Below are 18588 nucleotides of genomic sequence, written 5' to 3' on the forward strand. Positions count from 1 at the left end.
AGCAAAACGATTCATAGAGGTAAAAAGGAGAGGAAGCTATTGGACGAATTGACGACGCGCAAAAAAGTGACGATTATGATTTCGATCATGTCTACGCTTTTGTTTGTCGCTTTAAATCAAACGATCGTCGGGACTGCACTGCCGAAAATTGTTGCCGACATCGGCGGGATGCAGTACTTTAACTGGGTGTTTACGATTTTTATGCTCGCCTCCAGTATTACAGCGATTCTCGTCGGCAAACTGTCGGACATTTACGGCCGTAAACCGTTTATATTGATTGGGCTCGGCGTGTTTACGTTAGGGGCATTTTTGAACGGCACGTCCGGCACAATCTTCCACCTCATTACATATCGCGGCATCCAAGGGTTAGGCGGCGGCATGATTATGTCGACAGCGTTTACAGCAGTCGGGGATCTTTTTCCACCGCGGGAACGGGGACGCTGGCAAGGGTTGATGGGGGCGTCCTTCGGCCTCGCTAGTGTGTTCGGGCCGACGCTCGGCGGCTACATCGTCGATCATTTTCATTGGCACTGGGTGTTCTGGGTGTTTTTGCCGTTCGGATTGGTCGCGTTTGGTCTCATTTGGTGGCTCTTTCCACCACAGGCGAAGCGTGAGGGCGAGACGGTCGATTACATTGGGGCCCTCGTGCTCGTCTTGACTCTTGTCCCGCTGTTGCTCGCTGTTTCGTGGGCGGGGTCTGCCTATGCGTGGTTGTCGCCGGTTATCCTCGGGCTGTTAGCCGCGTCCGCAGGCGCCTTTATACTGTTCATTTTCATCGAGCGGCGGGCAAAAAGCCCAATTTTGCCCCTCCATTTATTTGCGAACCGCATTTTCACGATTTCTAACATTGTCGGGTTTATGTTGGGCGTCGGGATGTTTGGGACGATTATGTACATGCCGTTTTTCATTCAAGGTGTAATGGGGGCCACGGCAACCGCCTCTGGCTTTATGATGATGGCGATGACGCTCAGTAACGTCTCCGGCAGTGCGATTAGCGGGCAAATCGTGACAAAGACTGGGAAGTACAAGAAATTAGCACTTGGCGGATTAGCGATTATGGCAAGTGGGTTGGTGGCTGCGACTTTTTTGAGTGCGGGCGTACACCCGTCGTTTGTCGTCGCGTGTTTAATCGTCATCGGGTTCGGCCTCGGCACGTGTTTTCCGATCTTTACCCTGACGGTGCAAAATGCGATCCCGCACAGTTACCTCGGCGTGGCGACATCGTCCGCCCAACTGTTTCGCCAGTTAGGGGGAGCGGTCGGCGTATCTGCAATGGGGTCAATTATGAACGCGTTAGTGGCGCGGCAAATGACCAACCACGCGACAACAGCTGCCGAGCTGCCGCAGTTACAGCGACAACTTGACGAACTGCAAAACCCACAATTGTTGATGGACCACGATAAGCTGGCTCAACTACAGGCAGGACTTCCGTCCGGGGCACAACCGGTTGTGGCCGAGCTGATCGACCAGTTGCGCGGGGCACTAGGGACCGCGTTAAGTGGCGTGTTCTTCACTGGCGCGTGTGTGATTGCGGTCGCTTTCGTTTTGACGTTGTTTCTGAAGGAAATTAAATTGCGCACGACGAATCGGTGAGGATGTGTGGGTAGTTTGACTAAGGGGAGAATATCATTGGTTAAAAATAATTTTTTGGAAATAGAGGTTACGAGGGAAAATAAATCGATCCCAGTAGCTAGTGTAATTAGCACTTATTCGCAGGTAGAAGAACAGGCAGGATGGCATCCATTCCCGTGGTTGAGTGACAGTGAACGGTTAGTTTATGAAGGGTACACAGCACATAAAAGAAAGCGAGAATATTTGTTAGGAAGATATGCGGCCAAGAAAGCTGCGAGTGTCCTTCTCGGTGAGAGCGACTATAAGAAAATTTCTATTCTAAGTGGCGTTTTCAACCAACCAGTGTTGTACCACCACAATAATAAACACAACATTCAAGTAAGCATTACGCATGCAGCTAGTAAAGGGGCGGCGATTGCTTTTCCGGAGACTCATCCGATGGGGATTGATATTGAAAAAGTAGAAGGGAAGCTAGAAGACAGTCTTAAATCCGTCATGACGAATGAGGATTTGACGCAACTATACGATCACCTGTTGCTAAACGTGACAGGATTGACTTTATCTTGGAGTGCGAAGGAGGCGCTTTCAAAAGTTTTAAGAACAGGTTTTACAGTTTCACCCTACTTATATGCAATAAAGAGCATGCAGCAAATGGAAAATGTATACATATTGGAGTTTAAGGAATTTCATCAGTACAAAGTAGTCAGCTGGTTTTTTGCCGATTATGTAGGTTCTATATGTCTTCCTAAACGTTCTCACCTAAAATTACATCGTGTGCTTTAAACAGTACTGCCGTTGTATATATACAATTCTTTGAGAGTCGGGAAATAAACAACGCGATTTTTTTTATTGTATCGGCCGAAGTTGTATATTATAATTGGTGGGAATACTTGAATAAGAGGGGATGTACACATAAGTCGTAAGAATAGTGAAGTAGTAGCAAGAGAAGAAAGGAATGATTACCTAAATGTATTTGAGAAGGGAAGTGATTAGGTGGCAGATATTGTAAGAACGAGTCGATTGACGAAAGTCGTTCTAGGAAAGGAAATCGTTTCAGAGGTGAGTATGACGATCGAAAAGGGCGAAATTTACGGCTTTCTCGGTCCGAACGGTGCCGGTAAAACGACGTTTATGAAAATACTGACCAACTTGGTGCGGCCGACGCGAGGAACGATTGAACTGTTTGGCGAGCCAGTCCAACCTTCATCTTTTTTATATTTACGCAGAATTGGTAGCATGATCGAATACCCGATTTTTTACGAGAAAAAGACAGCCAAGGAAAATTTGATTATACACTGCGACTACATGGGGCTTAACGATCGACGTGCGATCGGCGAAACGTTGGAACTCGTTGACCTAGAGGCGAGTGCAGATGCCCCGGTTCACACTTTTTCATTAGGAATGAAGCAGCGCCTTGGCATCGCACGAGCTATTTTAACTAGACCAGAGCTGCTCATTTTGGATGAACCGATCAATGGCTTGGACCCTGCAGGGATTAAAAAGGTCATACAATTGTTCCGCTTTTTAAGTCGAGAACACGGTACCACGTTGCTCATCTCTAGCCATATGTTGCACGAGGTCGAACAGTTGGCAGATACGCTTGGCGTCATTAAGGATGGCCGGATGATTGAAGAAGTATCTATGTCGAAAATTCGCGGGAAAGACACGGCGTATGTTGAATTAGTAACACCTAGTCCGAAAAAGGCGTGTGTTGTCCTCGACCGAGAGCTGAAGCTCACATGTACGATGGCAAGTGATGATACGATTCGCATAAATGCAGCATCGTATTCGCAAAACGACATAACTAAAGTTCTGATCGCACACGACATTGAAATTGAGTCGATTAGTAAAAAGAATAAATCGCTAGAAGAACACTTTTTCAGCCTACTGCAACAGCATAATAAACAGAATAGTTGGAAAGGGGATGCAAATGATCAAAATAATGCAGTTGGAAATTAAAAAGGCTCAGTTAGGTTGGTACGTGAAGGGGGCAGTAATCGCAAACGTCATCATTCTTGCCATAACCGCCCTTATAATTTTCATTGCACAGCTAGAAGTGGAATTTTTCTTTTCTGACACTGAGGAAATATTCATTATCCCCGGTATTCTCGTGCGGGGCACTTTTATTGTATTTGCTGCGGTCCTACACGTGAAACTCGTCGTCGAAGAATTCAAGAACAGGACGATCCATGTCATGTTCATGTATCCGATTAGCCGGAAAAGACTCATTGCAGCTAAGGTGCTTTGTGTTGTCGGTTTGACTTTTTTTACGATCGTTCTTTCAAACGTCATCATCATGTCGATCGTTATTGTCGCGAATGCGTCATTCCAGTTTATTGCTGCACCAATTACGGTTGACATGCTCATGGGACAGTTAGTTACTATCGTGATCTACGCGATTGGTGCAACGGGAACAAGTCTAATTCCTTTGTACTTCGGTCTGCGAAAGCAATCAGTTCCCGTCACGATCACCTCATCGTTGGTGATCGCCTTACTCATTAGCTCGCACAATCCCGTTTTTTCGATTGCCTCTATTATTTACGTACCGCTAGTTCTGGCAATCGTCGGTGTCCATCTTACTTTGATGACGGTTCGGGATGTAGAAATGGCCGACGTGTTCTAACGAAACGTCCGCCTCTTCAAGAGAAGCGAAAAAAGTTACCAAATGATGCTTGACGACCTTATTATAATTAAATATAATAAAGGTCGTTAACATTCGTTAATCAAACGAATCGTTAATACTGTAGCAACCCGATCAGTCGTATTTGGTTTAGTGAAAGCCCTTGCAGTGAAAGGGTGGTCGCTTCTGATTAAACGTCATGTAAATTGGCCTTTAAACGGGGCAACTTTTTTAAGAAACACACATAGCGGTGAGTCAGGATAAACACACCAATGGGTCAAGATCAACACATCAAGAAAATCAACAAATTTCCCTTGTTTTAACTTTAAACCGCTTCCATGAGAAATAATTCGTTGCAATTTCGGATGGCCGCGTGACAGCGCGTCAAAATAACGACAGTTTTTGTCTAAAGGTGTTATTCTGCTATCTAGTTTATTTTTGGGTAAATCTGTGTTCATTTATGCAACAATATTGAATAAAAGTAATAAAAGAATAAAGGAATATGGAGGTAACTATGGTTCTAAATGTCGAAAAAGTAACTAAAGTTTTCTCTAACGGGAAGACCAAAGTAGTAGCCAATGACAATCTTTCATTTAGCATGCAAAAGGGTGAGATCCTTGGGTTGTTGGGTCACAACGGGGCGGGTAAAACGACACTCGTTAACCAGATTTTGGGGTTACTTACCCCGACATCCGGAGAGATCACTTTGTTAGGGAAGTCTGTTGCCGAATCGCCGGCACGAGCTCGGTCAATTTGTTCCGTGCAGCCACAGTCGCAAATACCGCTCGGAAATTTGACTCCCGCACAAGCAGTTTCGATAATGGGTTCGATGCGCAAGGGGAAAAAGAGTGAAGTGAGACGGCGCATGAATGAATTATTTGAGGCTTTAGATATGCAGGGGTGGGCCAATACGGAAGGCGAGAAACTCTCAGGAGGTATCCGTCGACTGACAGCTTTTTGTATGGCGGTCGTCGTTCCGGGTGAGATCGTCATCCTCGATGAGCCGACTAACGATGTCGATCCGATGCGTCGGCGTTACTTGTGGGATACGATTCGCAAGCTTACCGACGATGGCACTTCTGTCATTTTAGTCACTCACAACGTCCTGGAAGCTGAGAAGGCCGTCGACCGAGTGGCCATTTTGCACAAAGGGAAGTTCCTTTCCCAAGGAACGCCTTCTGAAGTGAAAAGCTCCGTTAGCAATCAAATAAGGATTGAGGTAAGCTTGGCTGCCGAGTTTGAAGAGTTCGACATCCCGAGTTTTGCGCTTTCCTCGCATCGCAAAGGTACCCGGTTAGTTTTTTCGGTAGAACAACGTTCTGCTCTCGAAGTTGTTGAATGGGCCAGAAGACGCATCGATGAAGGTACCGTTCTAGACTACTCGATATCGCCAACGACACTCGAAGATGTGTATGTCGAGTTAACCTCGGATAAGGAGGCAGTTGCAGTATGAATGCGGTAAATGACTTTAAAAGTGTATTTGCCATACAGTTTCTAAGGAGTTCTGGTTATCTAGTGTTTTTTACTATCATTCAAATAATGATCTCCTTAGGGATCGTCATCGGTTTTACATACTTGATACCGAATCCAAATACGGAGAGCATTCTCTTCTTAGCGACGGGTGCCCCGACACTCATATTGATTATTACCGGACTAGTGATCTTGCCGCAACAAATCGCCAACGCAAAGATGGAAGGGTATATCGAATTTATGCGCACGTGGCCAGTGAATCGCGCGGTAATTCTTGGAGCGGACACATTGACGTGGCTGTTAATTACGCTACCGGGGATCGCTGTGGCATCCGTTTGTGCACACTTCATTTTTAATCCAGGATATCACGTGACGTGGACCGTCATTCCGGCTTTACTATTGATTGCCTTAACTTGTATTGGGGTCGGATATGGGTTTTCTTACTTGTTACCTCCACAAGGTTCAATGGCGCTTTCCCAAGTGCTGATCTTTGGTGCGCTTATGTTTTCGCCTATTAACTTTCCTATGGATCGCCTTCCGGAGTGGCTACAAGCGCTTCATGTGGTTCTGCCAATGTATTCAATGGCCGAAGTTATGCGGGCTTCGTTAGCAGCTTCATCTTTTACTGCCGGCATCGGAGACTATATTAATTTGACGATATGGTGTGTGCTCGGTTACGGGGGAGCAATCCTCATTTTATCGAAAAAATGAGAAGGCAGTTGGAATTGTCGATCATTGACGAAGGGGCGCAAAAATGACGGTAATAGCAGTTGTCGGAGCTGGAGTGATGGGCTTAGATGTGGCCGCCACTCTGGCTTCTCATAAATATGACGTAATTTTAGTGGATATCGACCAAGAGGTGTTGAGTGGGGCACCAGCGGCCATAAAGCGAAACATCCGCAACTACCGCATCGTTTCGCCGAAAGTACGTGAATGGGATGCAGCAGATATTTTGGGACGGATCACGTTTACGAGGGATTACGAACGATTTGATCAGGCCGCTTGGGTCATCGAAAACATTACCGAAGATTGGCAGGCAAAAAGTAAGTTCTATGAAGAAATGAGCGACGTATGCGGGCCAGACACTATTTTTGCAGTTAATACGAGCTGTATTTCGATTACGAAACTGGCCGCTTGCGTGCCCTACCCCGATAAGGTCATCGGCATGCATTTCATGAATCCTGTTCCCCTTAACGATACGGTGGAAACTATTCGCGGCTTTCATACGTCTGAGCAAACCGTTGAGGCCGCCGAAAAGTTTTTGCGGAGCCTCGGGAAATTCCCGATTGTCGTCAAGGACTCCCCTGGATTCGTGTCTAACCGCTTGTCTCACCTATTTATGAATGAGGCGGCATTTTTAGTCCAAGAGAATATCGCTGGACCGCAAGAAATAGACGCTATGTTTAGGAAGGGATATGGCCATAAAATGGGTCCTTTAGAAACGGCTGACCTAATCGGGTTGGATACGGTCGTACGTTCCTTAGAAGTGCTATATAAAGATTATCAAGATCCGAAGTTTCGATGTTGCCCACTCTTAAGGAAGATGGTTGAAGCGGGGTTACTAGGTCGAAAAAGCGGAAGAGGGTTTTACACCTATTAGAGAGGAGTACTTAAGTTGAAAGAAATAAAATGCGTCGTATGGGACCTAGACGATACGCTATGGGACGGTGTGTTGTTAGAGGGCGATCGCGTTCAGTTAAAACCTGGCGTTCGTGACATTCTTAATACGCTAGACAATAGAGGGATTCTTTTATCGATTGCTAGTAAGAACAATCATGCTCAAGCGATGGAACGGCTTGTTGAGTTTGGAATCGATCATTATTTCTTGTTTCCACAAATCAATTGGAATGCAAAGTCTTCCTCGTTAGCCAAAATTAAACAATCCCTTAATATAGGTATGGATACGATTGCGTTTATCGACGATCAAGCGTTTGAGCGGGACGAGGCAAAGTCGGTACATCCGGAGATTACCGTCTTCGACGCCACAGCTTATCGGGAGCTGCTTGCAATGCCTCGCCTTAACCCGAAAGTTATTTCGGATGATAGCCGCCGTCGCAGACTTATGTATGTGGAGGACCAGAACCGACAAGCAGCGGAAGCGGCATATGAAGGGCCGACTGTGAAATTTTTGGAAAGCCTTGCTATGAAATTTACGATTTCGCGCGCTCGGGAAGAAGATTTGCAACGAGCCGAAGAGTTGACAGTTCGCACGAATCAGCTCAATTCGACTGGTATCCAATACAGTTACGATAAGCTGAAAGAGCTGCTAGAATCGCCTACCCACCACTTATGGATTTGCGAGCTCGTGGATCGATACGGTTCATATGGAAAGATCGGACTAGTGTTAGTAGAGATTCAAGGCGATGTTTGGCATATTCGCCTCTTGCTTATGTCGTGTCGGACTGTATCGCGGGGAGTTGGGACCGTCCTGCTGTCCTTCCTAATGAAAAAGGCCAAAGAAGAAGGGAAAGTCCTAAGAGCCGACTTCCGGCGCACCGAGCGTAACCGCCAGATGTTAATGACTTATCAATTTGCTAACTTTAAGGAGAAGGAGCGAGTGAAGGATATTACCGTATTTGAAAACGATCTATCCAAAATTCAGGACTACCCGCCGTACATTCAAGTGATTGTAGCTGAGGAGGAAAAAGTATGATTCAAACCGAGCAAGAGGCAAGGAACCGAATCCGGGAATTCATCTTGGAAAATATGGATGTATTCGACGAGACGGCGGAGTTATGTGACTCTGACAACATCTTTGAAAAAGGATTTGTTAGCTCTATTTTTGCCATGCGTTTGCTTCATTTTATCGAACAGGAATTCGCAGTCGACGTATCGGACGAGTATATCGTGCTGGAGAATTTTAATTGCGTAGACAACATGATTCGCTTAGTCACAGACTTGAAAGGTGGCGCCTATGCAACGTGAAGACCAACAAGCGGTATTAGCCCGTGCGACTGTGTTTGCCGAATCTGTTATACGCCCCCAAGCTGGGCATATTGATCAGGTGGAAGCCCTACCGCGCGAAATTATTACTGGTATAGCAGAACACGGTTTACTAGGCGCACCGATTCCTGCCAAGTACGGGGGATTAGGTTTAGATCCCGTAACTTACGGGAAGCTGACGGAGATTATTGGCAAAGCATGTTGTTCGACGCGTACGCTGTTGACGGTACATACTTCGTTAGTTGGAGAGACGCTCGTTAAAATGGGAAATGCCGCGCAAAAAGAGAAATATTTGCCCGATCTAGCGGCAGGAAAACGGCTGTGGTGTTTTGCACTGTCGGAACCTGAAAGCGGGAGCAATGCGAATTCTGTACATACGCGTTACGAAAGCAAAAAAAACGGTTTTATCCTCAACGGAAAGAAAAAATGGATCTCCTTTGCAGAAATCGCCGACTATTATTTGCTGATTGCCGCTGACAACGGGGTAGTAAGCGCCTTCATCGTAGAGCGGGATCGGCCAGGTATTGAAATAAGGCCGATGAAAGGCTTGTTAGGAAGCCGAGGATCGCATATGGCGGAGATTTCGCTTCGAAACGTGGAAATTCCTGCGGAAAACTTGTTAGGACAGCTGGGTATGGGCTTTAATTTTATTGTGAATACAGCGTTGCACTACGGACGATACAGTGTTGCCTGGGGAGGTGTGGCCGTTGGACAAGCTGCATTGGAAGAAATGGTGAACTACGCCAGAACTCGGGAGCAGTTTGGTCAAAAAATTGGACAGTTCCAGCTGGTCAAAGGAATGATCGCGGACGCAGTGACACGCGTTCACGCGGCTCGTGCCTTATGCCTCAAAGCAGGGGAGTTGCATCTCGCCAACGATGAGCAAGCTGTGATGGAAACGAACATTGCTAAATATTTCACCTCTAAAGTAGCGCTCGAAGTTGCTTCTGACGCTGTTCAAGTATTTGGAGGTAACGGTTGCTGGAATCAGTATCCTGTCGAGCGTTTGTTCCGAGAAGCGAAGATTTTGGAAATCATTGAGGGTACATCGCAACTGCAACAGGTTTTAATCGCCGACCACGGGTTGCGCAAGTACAGGCGGCGGAAACTGACAGGATTGGGGGAGGCGTATCGTGAATAACATTCGGTCGAGACAATACGATGAGATGCTAAAAACTGTGCGAGAAGAAGTCGAAAGTTTGTTAGGCGACACTTGTGATAACGTGGATACCGGTTTCTTTGATCTCGGTCTAAGCTCGGCGCAACTGCTTGCATTCCAAGACGGATTGGAGAAGCGACTAGGTGTAAAATTGTCCAGCACTATCGTGCTAGATTACCCTAATATACGTGTCTTAGCCAATTACTTAGCGAGTGATGAAGTACAGGAAGGGCAAGCGGTAACGACGCAATCTTTAGCTAAGGGGAAGGAAGGGGTAACAGGTGATATTGCAGTCGTCGGGATGGCTTGTCGCTTTCCGGGTAATGCAAACACTCCTGACGCGTTTTGGGATTTGTTAAAGGAAGGGATCGACCCGATCGGCGACGTACCTCTTGGCCGTTGGGATAACGATCCGCTTGCTCAATCTAAGATGACCAACTCGATGGGGGGTTACATTGACAACGTCGATCAGTTTGACTCGCTATTTTTTGAGATTTCATCGAAGGAGGCTGAAGCTCTCGACCCACAGCATCGCCTATTATTGGAAATGGCTTGGGAAGCGTTAGAAGATGCCGGTTGGGATCCGAAGTCGCTCTCAGGGAGTCGTACGGGCGTATTTGTCGGTATAACGGGTAGTGATTATGCTCAAGTTGGACGCGACCTGGGGCATCCGCCGGGTGCATACAATTTAACCGGGACAATGAACAACAGTGCAGCCGGACGGGTCTCTTACACGTTAGGCCTACAGGGCCCGTGTATGGCGATTGATGCAGCTTGTGCTTCCTCGCTAGTAGCCGTCACCGAAGGAATGATGCACCTTCGTTCGGGCAGCTGTGACGTTGCGTTGGCCGCAGGTGTTAATCTCATTTTACGCGCCGAGGGGCATGCTTGTTTTTCGAGCTTGCAGTCATTGTCACCTTCCGGGCGATGCCACAGTTTTGACGAGGCGGCCGACGGCTATGTGCGGAGTGAAGGTGGAGCTATGCTCGTTCTCAAGCGCCTAGAGGACGCTAAGCGGGATGGCGATCCAATTTGGGGGGTCATCAAGGGGGCGGCAGTGAACCACGACGGGCGTAGCGGCGGGTTTACGATGCCTAATGGTCTTGCCCAGCAAAATGTCATTCGCCAAGCGTTGGCTGATGCGGGTCTTACCGCAGACGATATCGATTATGTGGAGGCACACGGTTCGGCAACAAAAATTGGCGACCCGCAAGAAGTTAACGCCTTGGCAGAAGTATTCAAGGGCAGACAGCGAAAGCTCTATTTAGGAAGTGTCAAATCAAACGTCGGTCACCTAGAAATGGTCGCTGGCTTGGCCGGTTTGTGTAAAGTTTTATTGGCTATGCGCGAAGGCCAGATTCCTGCGAACCTCCACTTTAATAAGGGAAACCCGATGATTCCGTGGGAGAAAATCCCGATCGAGGTCGTAGGCGAAACGATCGATTGGAAAACGAAGGATGGCGTGTGCCGAGCGGGGATTACTTCTATCGGCATCAATGGGACGAATTCGCATGTAGTTGTAGAAGGTGTGCCCTTAAAAACGAGTGAATCGTCAATGCCAGCTACTTCTTTTAAAGACACGCATCTGTTTACACTTTCTGCTCGGACTGAGTCCTCCTTACGCCAATACGTGCGTGAATTGGCCGCGTGGTGTCACCAACCGACTGCAGGAATAGCAGAGCTTTGTCAACATTTAAACCTTAGCCGAGCATCACTCAAGCGGCGGCTTTCTTTGACTGTAGATAGTGTAGACACGTTAGCAAGGCGCCTAGAAAAAGTGGCGAACTCCGCAGAGCCTTTAGGGAGAGAAGTAGAGGAAAAACGGGCACCTCTCGTATTTCTATTTACGGGTCAAGGTTCACAATACCATAACATGGCACGAGCCCTTTATGAAGAATCCGAGGCATTTAGGGAGAAGCTTGACGAAATGGATAAGGCTTTTCGCCCCAAAATAGGCGTGTCTTTGACGGAATTAGTATACGGCCCCGAAACAGATGCACTCACGCGCCCATTGTATTCGCAGCCCCTCATTTTTTCAATACAGATGGCCTTAGCCCACTTTTGGGAGTCTTTAGGGTTAATACCCGACCTACTAATCGGTCACAGTATTGGGGAATACGCTGCTGCTTGCGTAGACGGAGTCGTGAGTCCCGAAGACGCGGTCGCCATGGTCACTGCCCGCGCGCAGATCATGGATCAAACGTCAGTAGAGGGGCGAATGGTGGGGATTTTGTCCAACGAGGCACGCGTTCAGGAACTTATTAAAGATTACGACGACGTATGTATTGCGGCCATTAACTCACCAGAAAACATCACTGTTTCCGGTCGTAAGGCGAGCATTGACGATCTCGTGGCACGAGTGCGCAAAGAAAGGATTTTTGTTGAAGAATTACAGGTGTCTCATCCTTTTCACTCGGCGCTTATGCGGGATGATGCGCGAAGGCTGCAAGAGCAACTCGCCGGGCTGACCTTTCATCCGCCTTCTCATCGGTTTATTTCTACTGTTACAGGTCGTTTTGTACCTGAGGGGAAAGTGTTGGACGACGTTTACTGGGCCGATCATTTGGTGAAACCAGTGCAATTTGTCGACGCTTTGCAAACTGCTGTTGCGTTTGGCGGCCGTGTGTTTCTCGAAATTGGTGCTACTGCCACACTCAGTGGACTAGCCGCCCAAAATTATAACGAAGACACCCTGCAGTTTTTACCGAGTCTGCGGAAGGGACGTTCCGTATGGCAACAATTACATAACAGCTTAGGGCAATTGTGGGAAGCAGGATTTTCTATACGCTGGGAAGGATTACACCACAACCGAGCACCTAGGATTGAACGTTTGCCACATACGCCTTACGATCGGAAAACAGTTTGGTTCGCTAAGCGCCATGCGAGTGATCTCAATGTGAGGGAAGTAGCGACGGCCAAGGAATCAACGCTTGTTATGCCAAGTGATTCCTTAAATGCGGCAGCGCCATATTTAGCCAATGGCGTCAACAATGCCAATAGTGGTAGCGATGTCAATGGATGTAGCGATGCCAAAGCTGCGAGTATGGGAGAAGCGCTCAAGGAGATGGTCGGTAAGGTAACGGGTGTCCCGAGAGCAGACATTACGGATCGTGTCAATTTGTTTTCATTAGGTCTCGATTCGTTAATGATGGTACAGCTGCGAAGGTTTATTTTGGACGAGTACGGTGTCGATATCCCGACCAATACGTTTTATATAGAATTGCATACGGTTGAGTCGATGGTACACTACATCGTGCAAAACCGCCCGGCTACTGAAGACGATCACGGTGAAACTAACGACTGTCAGTTTGTGACGCAAACGCCACAACATGCCGGTGAGCCCCATTCGGAAGCGATCGACGAAGCGAGTGCTGCACCGGTTGGCACGCAGTTGTCAATCCCGTCCAGCGGTGCGGAAGCAAGTGGAATAGAGGACATCATCCGCCGTCAGTTAGTCGTAATGGAAGAGCAACTACGCCTCATTAAGGGGGGGGATTCTGAACCGGTCCGAGTGGCCGAAAGTGCACCATCTCGTCAAGCGAAATCATCTCCTAAAAGTAGTGGGAGAGTGGATGATTACAAATTGGAAAACGCGCCACTAAACAACCGCCAAAAAGCACTTGTCGAACGCTTAGTCGCATCGTGGACAAGCCGTACAAAGCAGTCGAAGGCGTATGCAGCTAAGTACCGAGAAGGATTGTCTGACTGGATTGCCAACCTCAACTTTGATTTTAATATTAAAGAGCTCGTGTATCCGGTCGTGGCCGCACGATCGAAAGGTTCTAAGTTTTGGGATATTGACGGCAACGAATATGTCGACACGGCGATGGGGTACGGCGTTTCCTTTTTCGGACACACCCCTGACTTTGTAGCCGAAGCCATTCGTGAACAGTTGGAAAAGGGGATTGAGCTCGGACCGCAATCAGCTTTAGTCGGAGAGGTAACGGAACTTGTTAGGGAGCTTACAAAGGTGGAACGTGTCGCTTTTTGTAATTCCGGCACCGAGGCAGTGATGGTAGCGTTGCGCATCGCTCGCGCGATCACTGGGAGAGACAAAGTCGTGCGCTTCACTAACTCGTATCACGGTACTTTCGACGGTGTACTAGCTGATAGTAGCGGGGATAACAGTCAACCGATGGCCAAAGGGACCCCGCAGACGATGGTCGATGATACGATCGTACAAAGTTACGGAAGTACGGAATCGCTTGAATTAGTTAAACAGATGGGATCCGAGCTCGCCGCTGTACTGGTGGAACCTGTGCAAAGCCGTAACCCAGGACTGCAGCCAGGTGAGTATTTGAAACAATTGCGTGCCTTATGTTCGGAGCACGGCATCGCGTTAATTTTCGACGAAATGATTACAGGGTTTAGGATTCATACGGGAGGTGCCCAGGCGTACTTTGGTGTTACGGCTGATATTGTCACTTACGGCAAGATTATCGGTGGAGGGATGCCGATCGGCGTTGTGGCCGGAAAGGCGGAATATTTGGATGCTCTCGACGGCGGAAGTTGGTCGTTCGACGACGACTCCGGGCCGACGGTACAGCCTACTTCTTTTGGCGGCACCTTTTGTAAGCATCCGTTGTCCATGGCGGCTAGTCGTGCCGTATTGCGGCGCTTACGGGATGAAGGCCCTGCTTTAATTGCAAAGACGAATGAACTGACGCGCCGCTTTGTCGACCGAGCGAATGCGTATTTTCAAAAGGCGCGCGTCCCTCTCCATGCAATGTGCTTTGGGAGCATGTATCGATTACAGCCTGGTGTCTCTACTAATATGTCTATGTTGTCGATCGAACTGAACTTGTTTTACCGGTTAATGATGGAAGCCGGGGTTTATATGTGGGAGAGGCGCACGTGCATCTTTTCTGCGGCGCATAGTGAAGAAGACGCTAAGCGCATTTTGGATGCGATCCGCTACAGTGTGGAAGCGTTGCGGGAAGGTGGTTTCGAGTTTCGGACATTGGACGGAGGCAACGGCCCAGGTGGAGGTGGCAGTAGCGTCGTTCGCGATAGCAGTAGCGTTTCCCAGGGCGTTAGTGCCCCCCAGGGCGGCAACGGCTGGGGATCCCAAAGCGGAAGCGGGCAAAGTGGCGTGAGTGTCACTCTAAGTGGCGGCGATTTCAGAAGCGATCCGTTCCCCCTGTCGTCGGAAGAACGGAGAATTTACATCATGTCGAGACTGGAAGGTGGAAATGAAGCCTACCAAATCCGCGGTGCTTATGACTTAGACGGGAAGCCGGATGTGGAGAAACTAAAAAAAGGGTTTCAGATGATCGCAGAAAACCACGAGATGCTACGGAGCTCTTTTCATGTGGAACAATCAGGCGTCGTGCACCGTATTGCCGATTCTGTCGAGCCCGAATACGTTTATGCAGATTTCCGCAAACCCGGGGATAAGGAGTCGTTTGCATCGTTTTGGGAACGTCCCTTTGATTTGGAAAAGGCACCGCTTTGGCGCTGGGCTTTAGTCGTTGATCAACATGGGGACCATAAACTGTTTCTCAGTTTCCATCACATCATTTCCGATGGCGGTTCTATGAATATTATTTTGCAAGACTTAGCTGCAGTCTTTAAGGGAGCCCCATTGACAAAACCTTCGTTGCCTTACCGGCAGTTTGTAGAGGCGGAGCAGCTCTTTCTGAACAGTGTTGAAGCGGCGAAACAGCGCGATTGGTGGATGGAACAATTACATCCGTTGCCACCTGCCCTTAATCTGCCTAATGATGCCTTACGCCCTGCGGTGAACGAGTTTCGCGGAGCAAGCCATTACTTTACCGTAGAGGCCGAGGTACTGAAGCGGGTCAAGACGTTGGCTAAGCAAAGTGCAACTACTCCGTTTATGGTGTTATTATCTGCGTGGGCGGCCTTTCTAGGGCGTGTAAGCGGACAGACCGATTTTTGTATCGGGGTTCCGTGGGACAGGCGCAATAGCGGCGACTTTGGCAGTACGGTCGGGATGTTTGCCCAGTCGCTCGTGATGCGGTTAAAACCTAAGTTTACACAGACGTTTATGGATTTTCTCGGTACCGTGCGGTCAACGTGCTTAAGTACTTATGGACATGCCGATTATCCGCTCGACGCCTTATTACAAGATTTGCAAGTGTCTCGCGATATGAGTCGCAACCCTCTTTTCGATGTCATGTTCAATTATGAAAATGACGATCAAAGGGTAGTCGATCTGGATGGCGTCCGCGCTGAAATGGGCGAACATCCTATACGTTACGCCCAATTTGACTTGTTTTTGGACCTGCTAGAGAGAGGCGATCGGTTGTTTTGCATTTTGACTTATGCTGTACCACTTTACTCTAGCGAGCGAGTCGACGATTGGGTGCATCGTTTTAAACACTTTTTAAACGAAATCCTTATGTACCCCGAGCGTGAGATCGGAGATTTTAAGTTTCTCCGGGAACAAGAGGAACGGGCAATACTAGCCCTAGGACGCGGTCCGGAAGATAAGGGGGGGGCTGCAACAGCTACTGAGCTTTTAGCTACTGCCGCTCAAGTGCACCGTAGGAAGCCCGCCATTTGGTTTAAAGGGAAAGAAATGTCCTTTGCCGAGTTCGAGGCAAGGGCGAATACAATAGCCGCTCACTTGTCCAGTTTCGGTGTGAGACCCGGCGATACAATCGGCATCTTGTTGTCGCGCACGCCCGATCTGATTGCCGCGCTCATGGCAGTTATGAAAACAGGATGTGCTTGGGTGCCCTTAGATCCGTCATTTCCAGAGGAGCGTCTACGCTACATGATTGAGAATAGCGGCACTCGGCTATTAGTGAGCGAGAAGGCGATCATCGATCGTTACACGTTCAGTGTACCTTTTACCGATCTTAGCGACGTCGGCAGTCAGCAGGATGTGTTAACGCCGACGTACAGGAGTAGCCCCGAGGATTTGGCGTACGTGATTTATACGTCGGGTTCAACGGGACGACCGAAGGGCGTGATGTTAGAACAAGGGGCGTTAGCTAACTTTATCACTGGGATGTCGCAAGCGCTAGATTGGCCTACTGGCAGAAGGACTGCTTGTTTAACGACGGTTTCTTTCGACATATTTTTACTAGAGACGTTGATATGTATGGCAAACGGCGGCTGCGTGGTCCTGGCAGAGGAAAGTGAGGCAGTGTCTCCGGCCCAAATAGCTAATCTCGTACGTGACGGTCGGGTGGATTGTTTGCAAATGACACCGACGCGACTACAGTTGCTCTTTACGGACAAACAAGCAGCTAACGAGGTGCTCGAAGCGGTGGAAGCTGTCATTGTCGGCGGCGAGGCCTTTCCTACACAATTGTTGCCTGAACTGCAGCGTCATCAATCGTTGCGAATATTTAACGTTTATGGGCCAACGGAAACTTGTGTGTGGTCGACGTGCAAGGAGCTGACTGATTCACAACATGTCAGTATCGGTCTCCCTATTGCGCGTACGAACACTTACGTGTTGGACAAACATAGGCGCTTGGTCCCCCCGGGGGTTGCCGGCGACCTTTGGATCGGGGGAGCGGGAGTCGCTCGTGGCTACATCGGCAATTCGTCTCTTACCGCGGAGCGTTTCGTCGAAGATCCTTATAGCGGTGGCAGGATGTATCATACGGGAGACCGTGCCATATGGAACAACGGAGAACTGGAATGCCTCGGTCGCGATGACGACCAAATTAAAATTCACGGGTTCCGCATTGAACTTGGGGAAATTGAAGCAGTTTTACGCGAACACCCTGCTGTCGCGCATGGCGCGGCGGCTATTCGGGAAACGAGTTCGGGAAATCGCGTGCTCGTCTCTTATTACAAGAGAAAGTCAGGGGCATCTGTGACGGAACACGAACTTAAATCGTGGCTAGCGGAACGATTACCGCAGTATATGGTGTCGGCTTTCCTAGTCGAACTAGAGGACATCCCGCAGACACCTAACGGAAAAGTCGATCGAAAGGCTTTGCCCGTACCGACTGTCCGGCAAAACCGTAAGCTGACCGATTCGTCACACGAACAATTGGAGCAAGTGTTACGGGACGTCTGGAAAAAAGTTTTAGGCGATCGACCGTTTGGCACACACGACAGCTTCTTTGACGTCGGTGGGAATTCCTTTCGTTTAGTTTTACTACACGCAGAATTGGAAAAGGTTTTCCCGGGTATCGTTTCAGTGGCTGATCTATTTGCACTGCCTACGATCGCCAGATTAAAAGAACATATTGAACATGAAAATAGCGGGGCGAAGGATAATCAAGGGGTGTTGACACTAGCGGAACAGTGGTTCACCTCCTCCGACGGAAGAGAAGGGTACGTCGAGATGGCGCTGGACATGGCAATGAAGCGTGCCATTCAAGCGTTAGGAGTCCCTTACGGTTTGACGATCCGAGAAACATTAGGTGCTTTGTTTGCCCTATATTTGCACAAAAGCCTTAAGCAAAGCGAGATTCCGCTGTGGTTCATTAAAGATTCGGAACAAGCTGCTCTAGTGACAGTTGACTTTACCGATCAATCGGATCTCGGTAATGTGCTGAGGGAGTTATCGACGATGCGGCCCACTCTTACGGATTATGAAAAACTAAACAGGTTGCGCCCGACCGTGAAGGCTAAAGCTCGCGTGGGCTTTGCATCTGCAAAAAGCCCGGATCGCCGATTGTTACTGAAAAGGTTGGACCTTTACCTGGCCGTTGAGGAAAAGGGTGGGAAGACCTCTCTTATTTTCGAATACGGTAAACGACTAGCGGGTTCGGCTTTAGAGCGACATATGCACCGCTTTCTTAAGTTGATCAACATAGTCGGAGAGAAAATAGGTTCGAACAAACATGAGCCAGTTAAAAGTTGAGTACGTTATTAAGCCACAGGACGGGAA

Annotated in this window: 12 protein-coding genes; 11 read left to right on the top strand and 1 reads right to left on the bottom strand. The window is 48.4% G+C overall.

Features of this window, described 5'->3' with window-relative positions; all coding sequences use genetic code 11:
• The first annotated feature begins 39 nt into the window (after window positions 1–39).
• The 4 genes from BN1247_RS01170 (at window position 40) to BN1247_RS01185 (ending at window position 4195) form a co-directional block, all read left to right on the top strand.
• Window positions 40–1593 carry an MDR family MFS transporter gene (locus tag BN1247_RS01170; protein ID WP_054948739.1) on the top strand — a complete coding sequence of 518 codons (1554 nt, stop codon included), beginning with the start codon at window positions 40–42 and terminating at the stop codon, window positions 1591–1593.
• Window positions 1594–1629: 36 nt separating this feature from the next.
• Window positions 1630–2355, top strand: coding sequence for a 4'-phosphopantetheinyl transferase superfamily protein (locus BN1247_RS01175; protein WP_054948740.1), 726 nt, complete (start codon window positions 1630–1632; stop codon window positions 2353–2355).
• A 210-nt stretch (window positions 2356–2565) separates the two neighbouring features.
• Window positions 2566–3531 (top strand): ABC transporter ATP-binding protein, encoded by a 966-nt coding sequence (locus BN1247_RS01180; RefSeq protein WP_054948741.1) that lies wholly within the window; start codon window positions 2566–2568, stop codon window positions 3529–3531.
• Window positions 3503–4195 (top strand): ABC-2 family transporter permease, encoded by a 693-nt coding sequence (locus tag BN1247_RS01185; protein ID WP_054948742.1) that lies wholly within the window; start codon window positions 3503–3505, stop codon window positions 4193–4195. Before BN1247_RS01180 ends, BN1247_RS01185 begins: the two co-directional genes overlap by 29 nt.
• Before the next feature lie 194 nt (window positions 4196–4389).
• Here BN1247_RS01185 and BN1247_RS17880 read toward each other — a convergent pair whose 3' ends face one another.
• Window positions 4390–4650 (bottom strand): hypothetical protein, encoded by a 261-nt coding sequence (locus BN1247_RS17880; protein WP_187119686.1) that lies wholly within the window; start codon window positions 4648–4650, stop codon window positions 4390–4392.
• Window positions 4651–4706: 56 nt separating this feature from the next.
• On the opposite strand from BN1247_RS17880, the gene BN1247_RS01190 reads away from it, so the two are divergent.
• The 7 genes from BN1247_RS01190 to BN1247_RS01220 are packed head-to-tail and all read left to right on the top strand — an operon-like array spanning window position 4707 to window position 18561.
• The gene (locus tag BN1247_RS01190) at window positions 4707–5645 is read left to right on the top strand and encodes an ABC transporter ATP-binding protein (RefSeq protein ID WP_054948743.1); all 939 of its coding nucleotides are present in this window, start codon (window positions 4707–4709) and stop codon (window positions 5643–5645) included.
• Entirely contained in the window at window positions 5642–6373 is a 732-nt protein-coding gene (locus BN1247_RS01195) for an ABC transporter permease (protein WP_054948744.1), read from the top strand. The genes BN1247_RS01190 and BN1247_RS01195 overlap by 4 nt, the downstream gene beginning before the upstream one ends.
• A 43-nt stretch (window positions 6374–6416) precedes the next feature.
• The gene (locus BN1247_RS01200; RefSeq protein ID WP_054948745.1) at window positions 6417–7262 is read left to right on the top strand and encodes a 3-hydroxyacyl-CoA dehydrogenase family protein; all 846 of its coding nucleotides are present in this window, start codon (window positions 6417–6419) and stop codon (window positions 7260–7262) included.
• Between the two features lie 15 nt (window positions 7263–7277).
• On the top strand, window positions 7278–8315 hold the full coding sequence (locus tag BN1247_RS01205) for an HAD-IIIC family phosphatase (protein WP_054948746.1): 1038 nt from the start codon (window positions 7278–7280) through the stop codon (window positions 8313–8315).
• A complete protein-coding gene (locus BN1247_RS01210; protein ID WP_054948747.1) occupies window positions 8312–8587 on the top strand; it encodes a hypothetical protein in 276 nt (91 codons plus the stop codon). Before BN1247_RS01205 ends, BN1247_RS01210 begins: the two co-directional genes overlap by 4 nt.
• Window positions 8577–9746 carry an acyl-CoA dehydrogenase family protein gene (locus BN1247_RS01215; protein WP_054948748.1) on the top strand — a complete coding sequence of 390 codons (1170 nt, stop codon included), beginning with the start codon at window positions 8577–8579 and terminating at the stop codon, window positions 9744–9746. The genes BN1247_RS01210 and BN1247_RS01215 overlap by 11 nt, the downstream gene beginning before the upstream one ends.
• Complete coding sequence (locus BN1247_RS01220) at window positions 9739–18561, top strand: hybrid non-ribosomal peptide synthetase/type I polyketide synthase (RefSeq protein WP_054948749.1); 8823 nt, start codon at window positions 9739–9741, stop codon at window positions 18559–18561. The genes BN1247_RS01215 and BN1247_RS01220 overlap by 8 nt, the downstream gene beginning before the upstream one ends.
• Window positions 18562–18588: the final 27 nt, after the last annotated feature.

It is taken from the genome of Numidum massiliense, from assembly GCF_001375555.1.
In the GTDB taxonomy this organism is placed as follows: Bacteria; Bacillota; Bacilli; order Thermoactinomycetales; family Novibacillaceae; genus Numidum; species Numidum massiliense.

What these genes read in the sequence shown, in the direction of transcription:
- BN1247_RS01215 (WP_054948748.1), top strand. Translation starts at nt 8,577, where the DNA reads ATGCAACGTGAAGACCAACAAGCGGTATTAGCCCGTGCGACTGTGTTT.
- BN1247_RS01185 (WP_054948742.1), top strand. Translation starts at nt 3,503, where the DNA reads ATGATCAAAATAATGCAGTTGGAAATTAAAAAGGCTCAGTTAGGTTGG.
- BN1247_RS01210 (WP_054948747.1), top strand. Translation starts at nt 8,312, where the DNA reads ATGATTCAAACCGAGCAAGAGGCAAGGAACCGAATCCGGGAATTCATC.
- BN1247_RS01190 (WP_054948743.1), top strand. Translation starts at nt 4,707, where the DNA reads ATGGTTCTAAATGTCGAAAAAGTAACTAAAGTTTTCTCTAACGGGAAG.
- BN1247_RS01200 (WP_054948745.1), top strand. Translation starts at nt 6,417, where the DNA reads ATGACGGTAATAGCAGTTGTCGGAGCTGGAGTGATGGGCTTAGATGTG.
- BN1247_RS01195 (WP_054948744.1), top strand. Translation starts at nt 5,642, where the DNA reads ATGAATGCGGTAAATGACTTTAAAAGTGTATTTGCCATACAGTTTCTA.
- BN1247_RS17880 (WP_187119686.1), bottom strand. Translation starts at nt 4,650, where the DNA reads ATGAACACAGATTTACCCAAAAATAAACTAGATAGCAGAATAACACCT.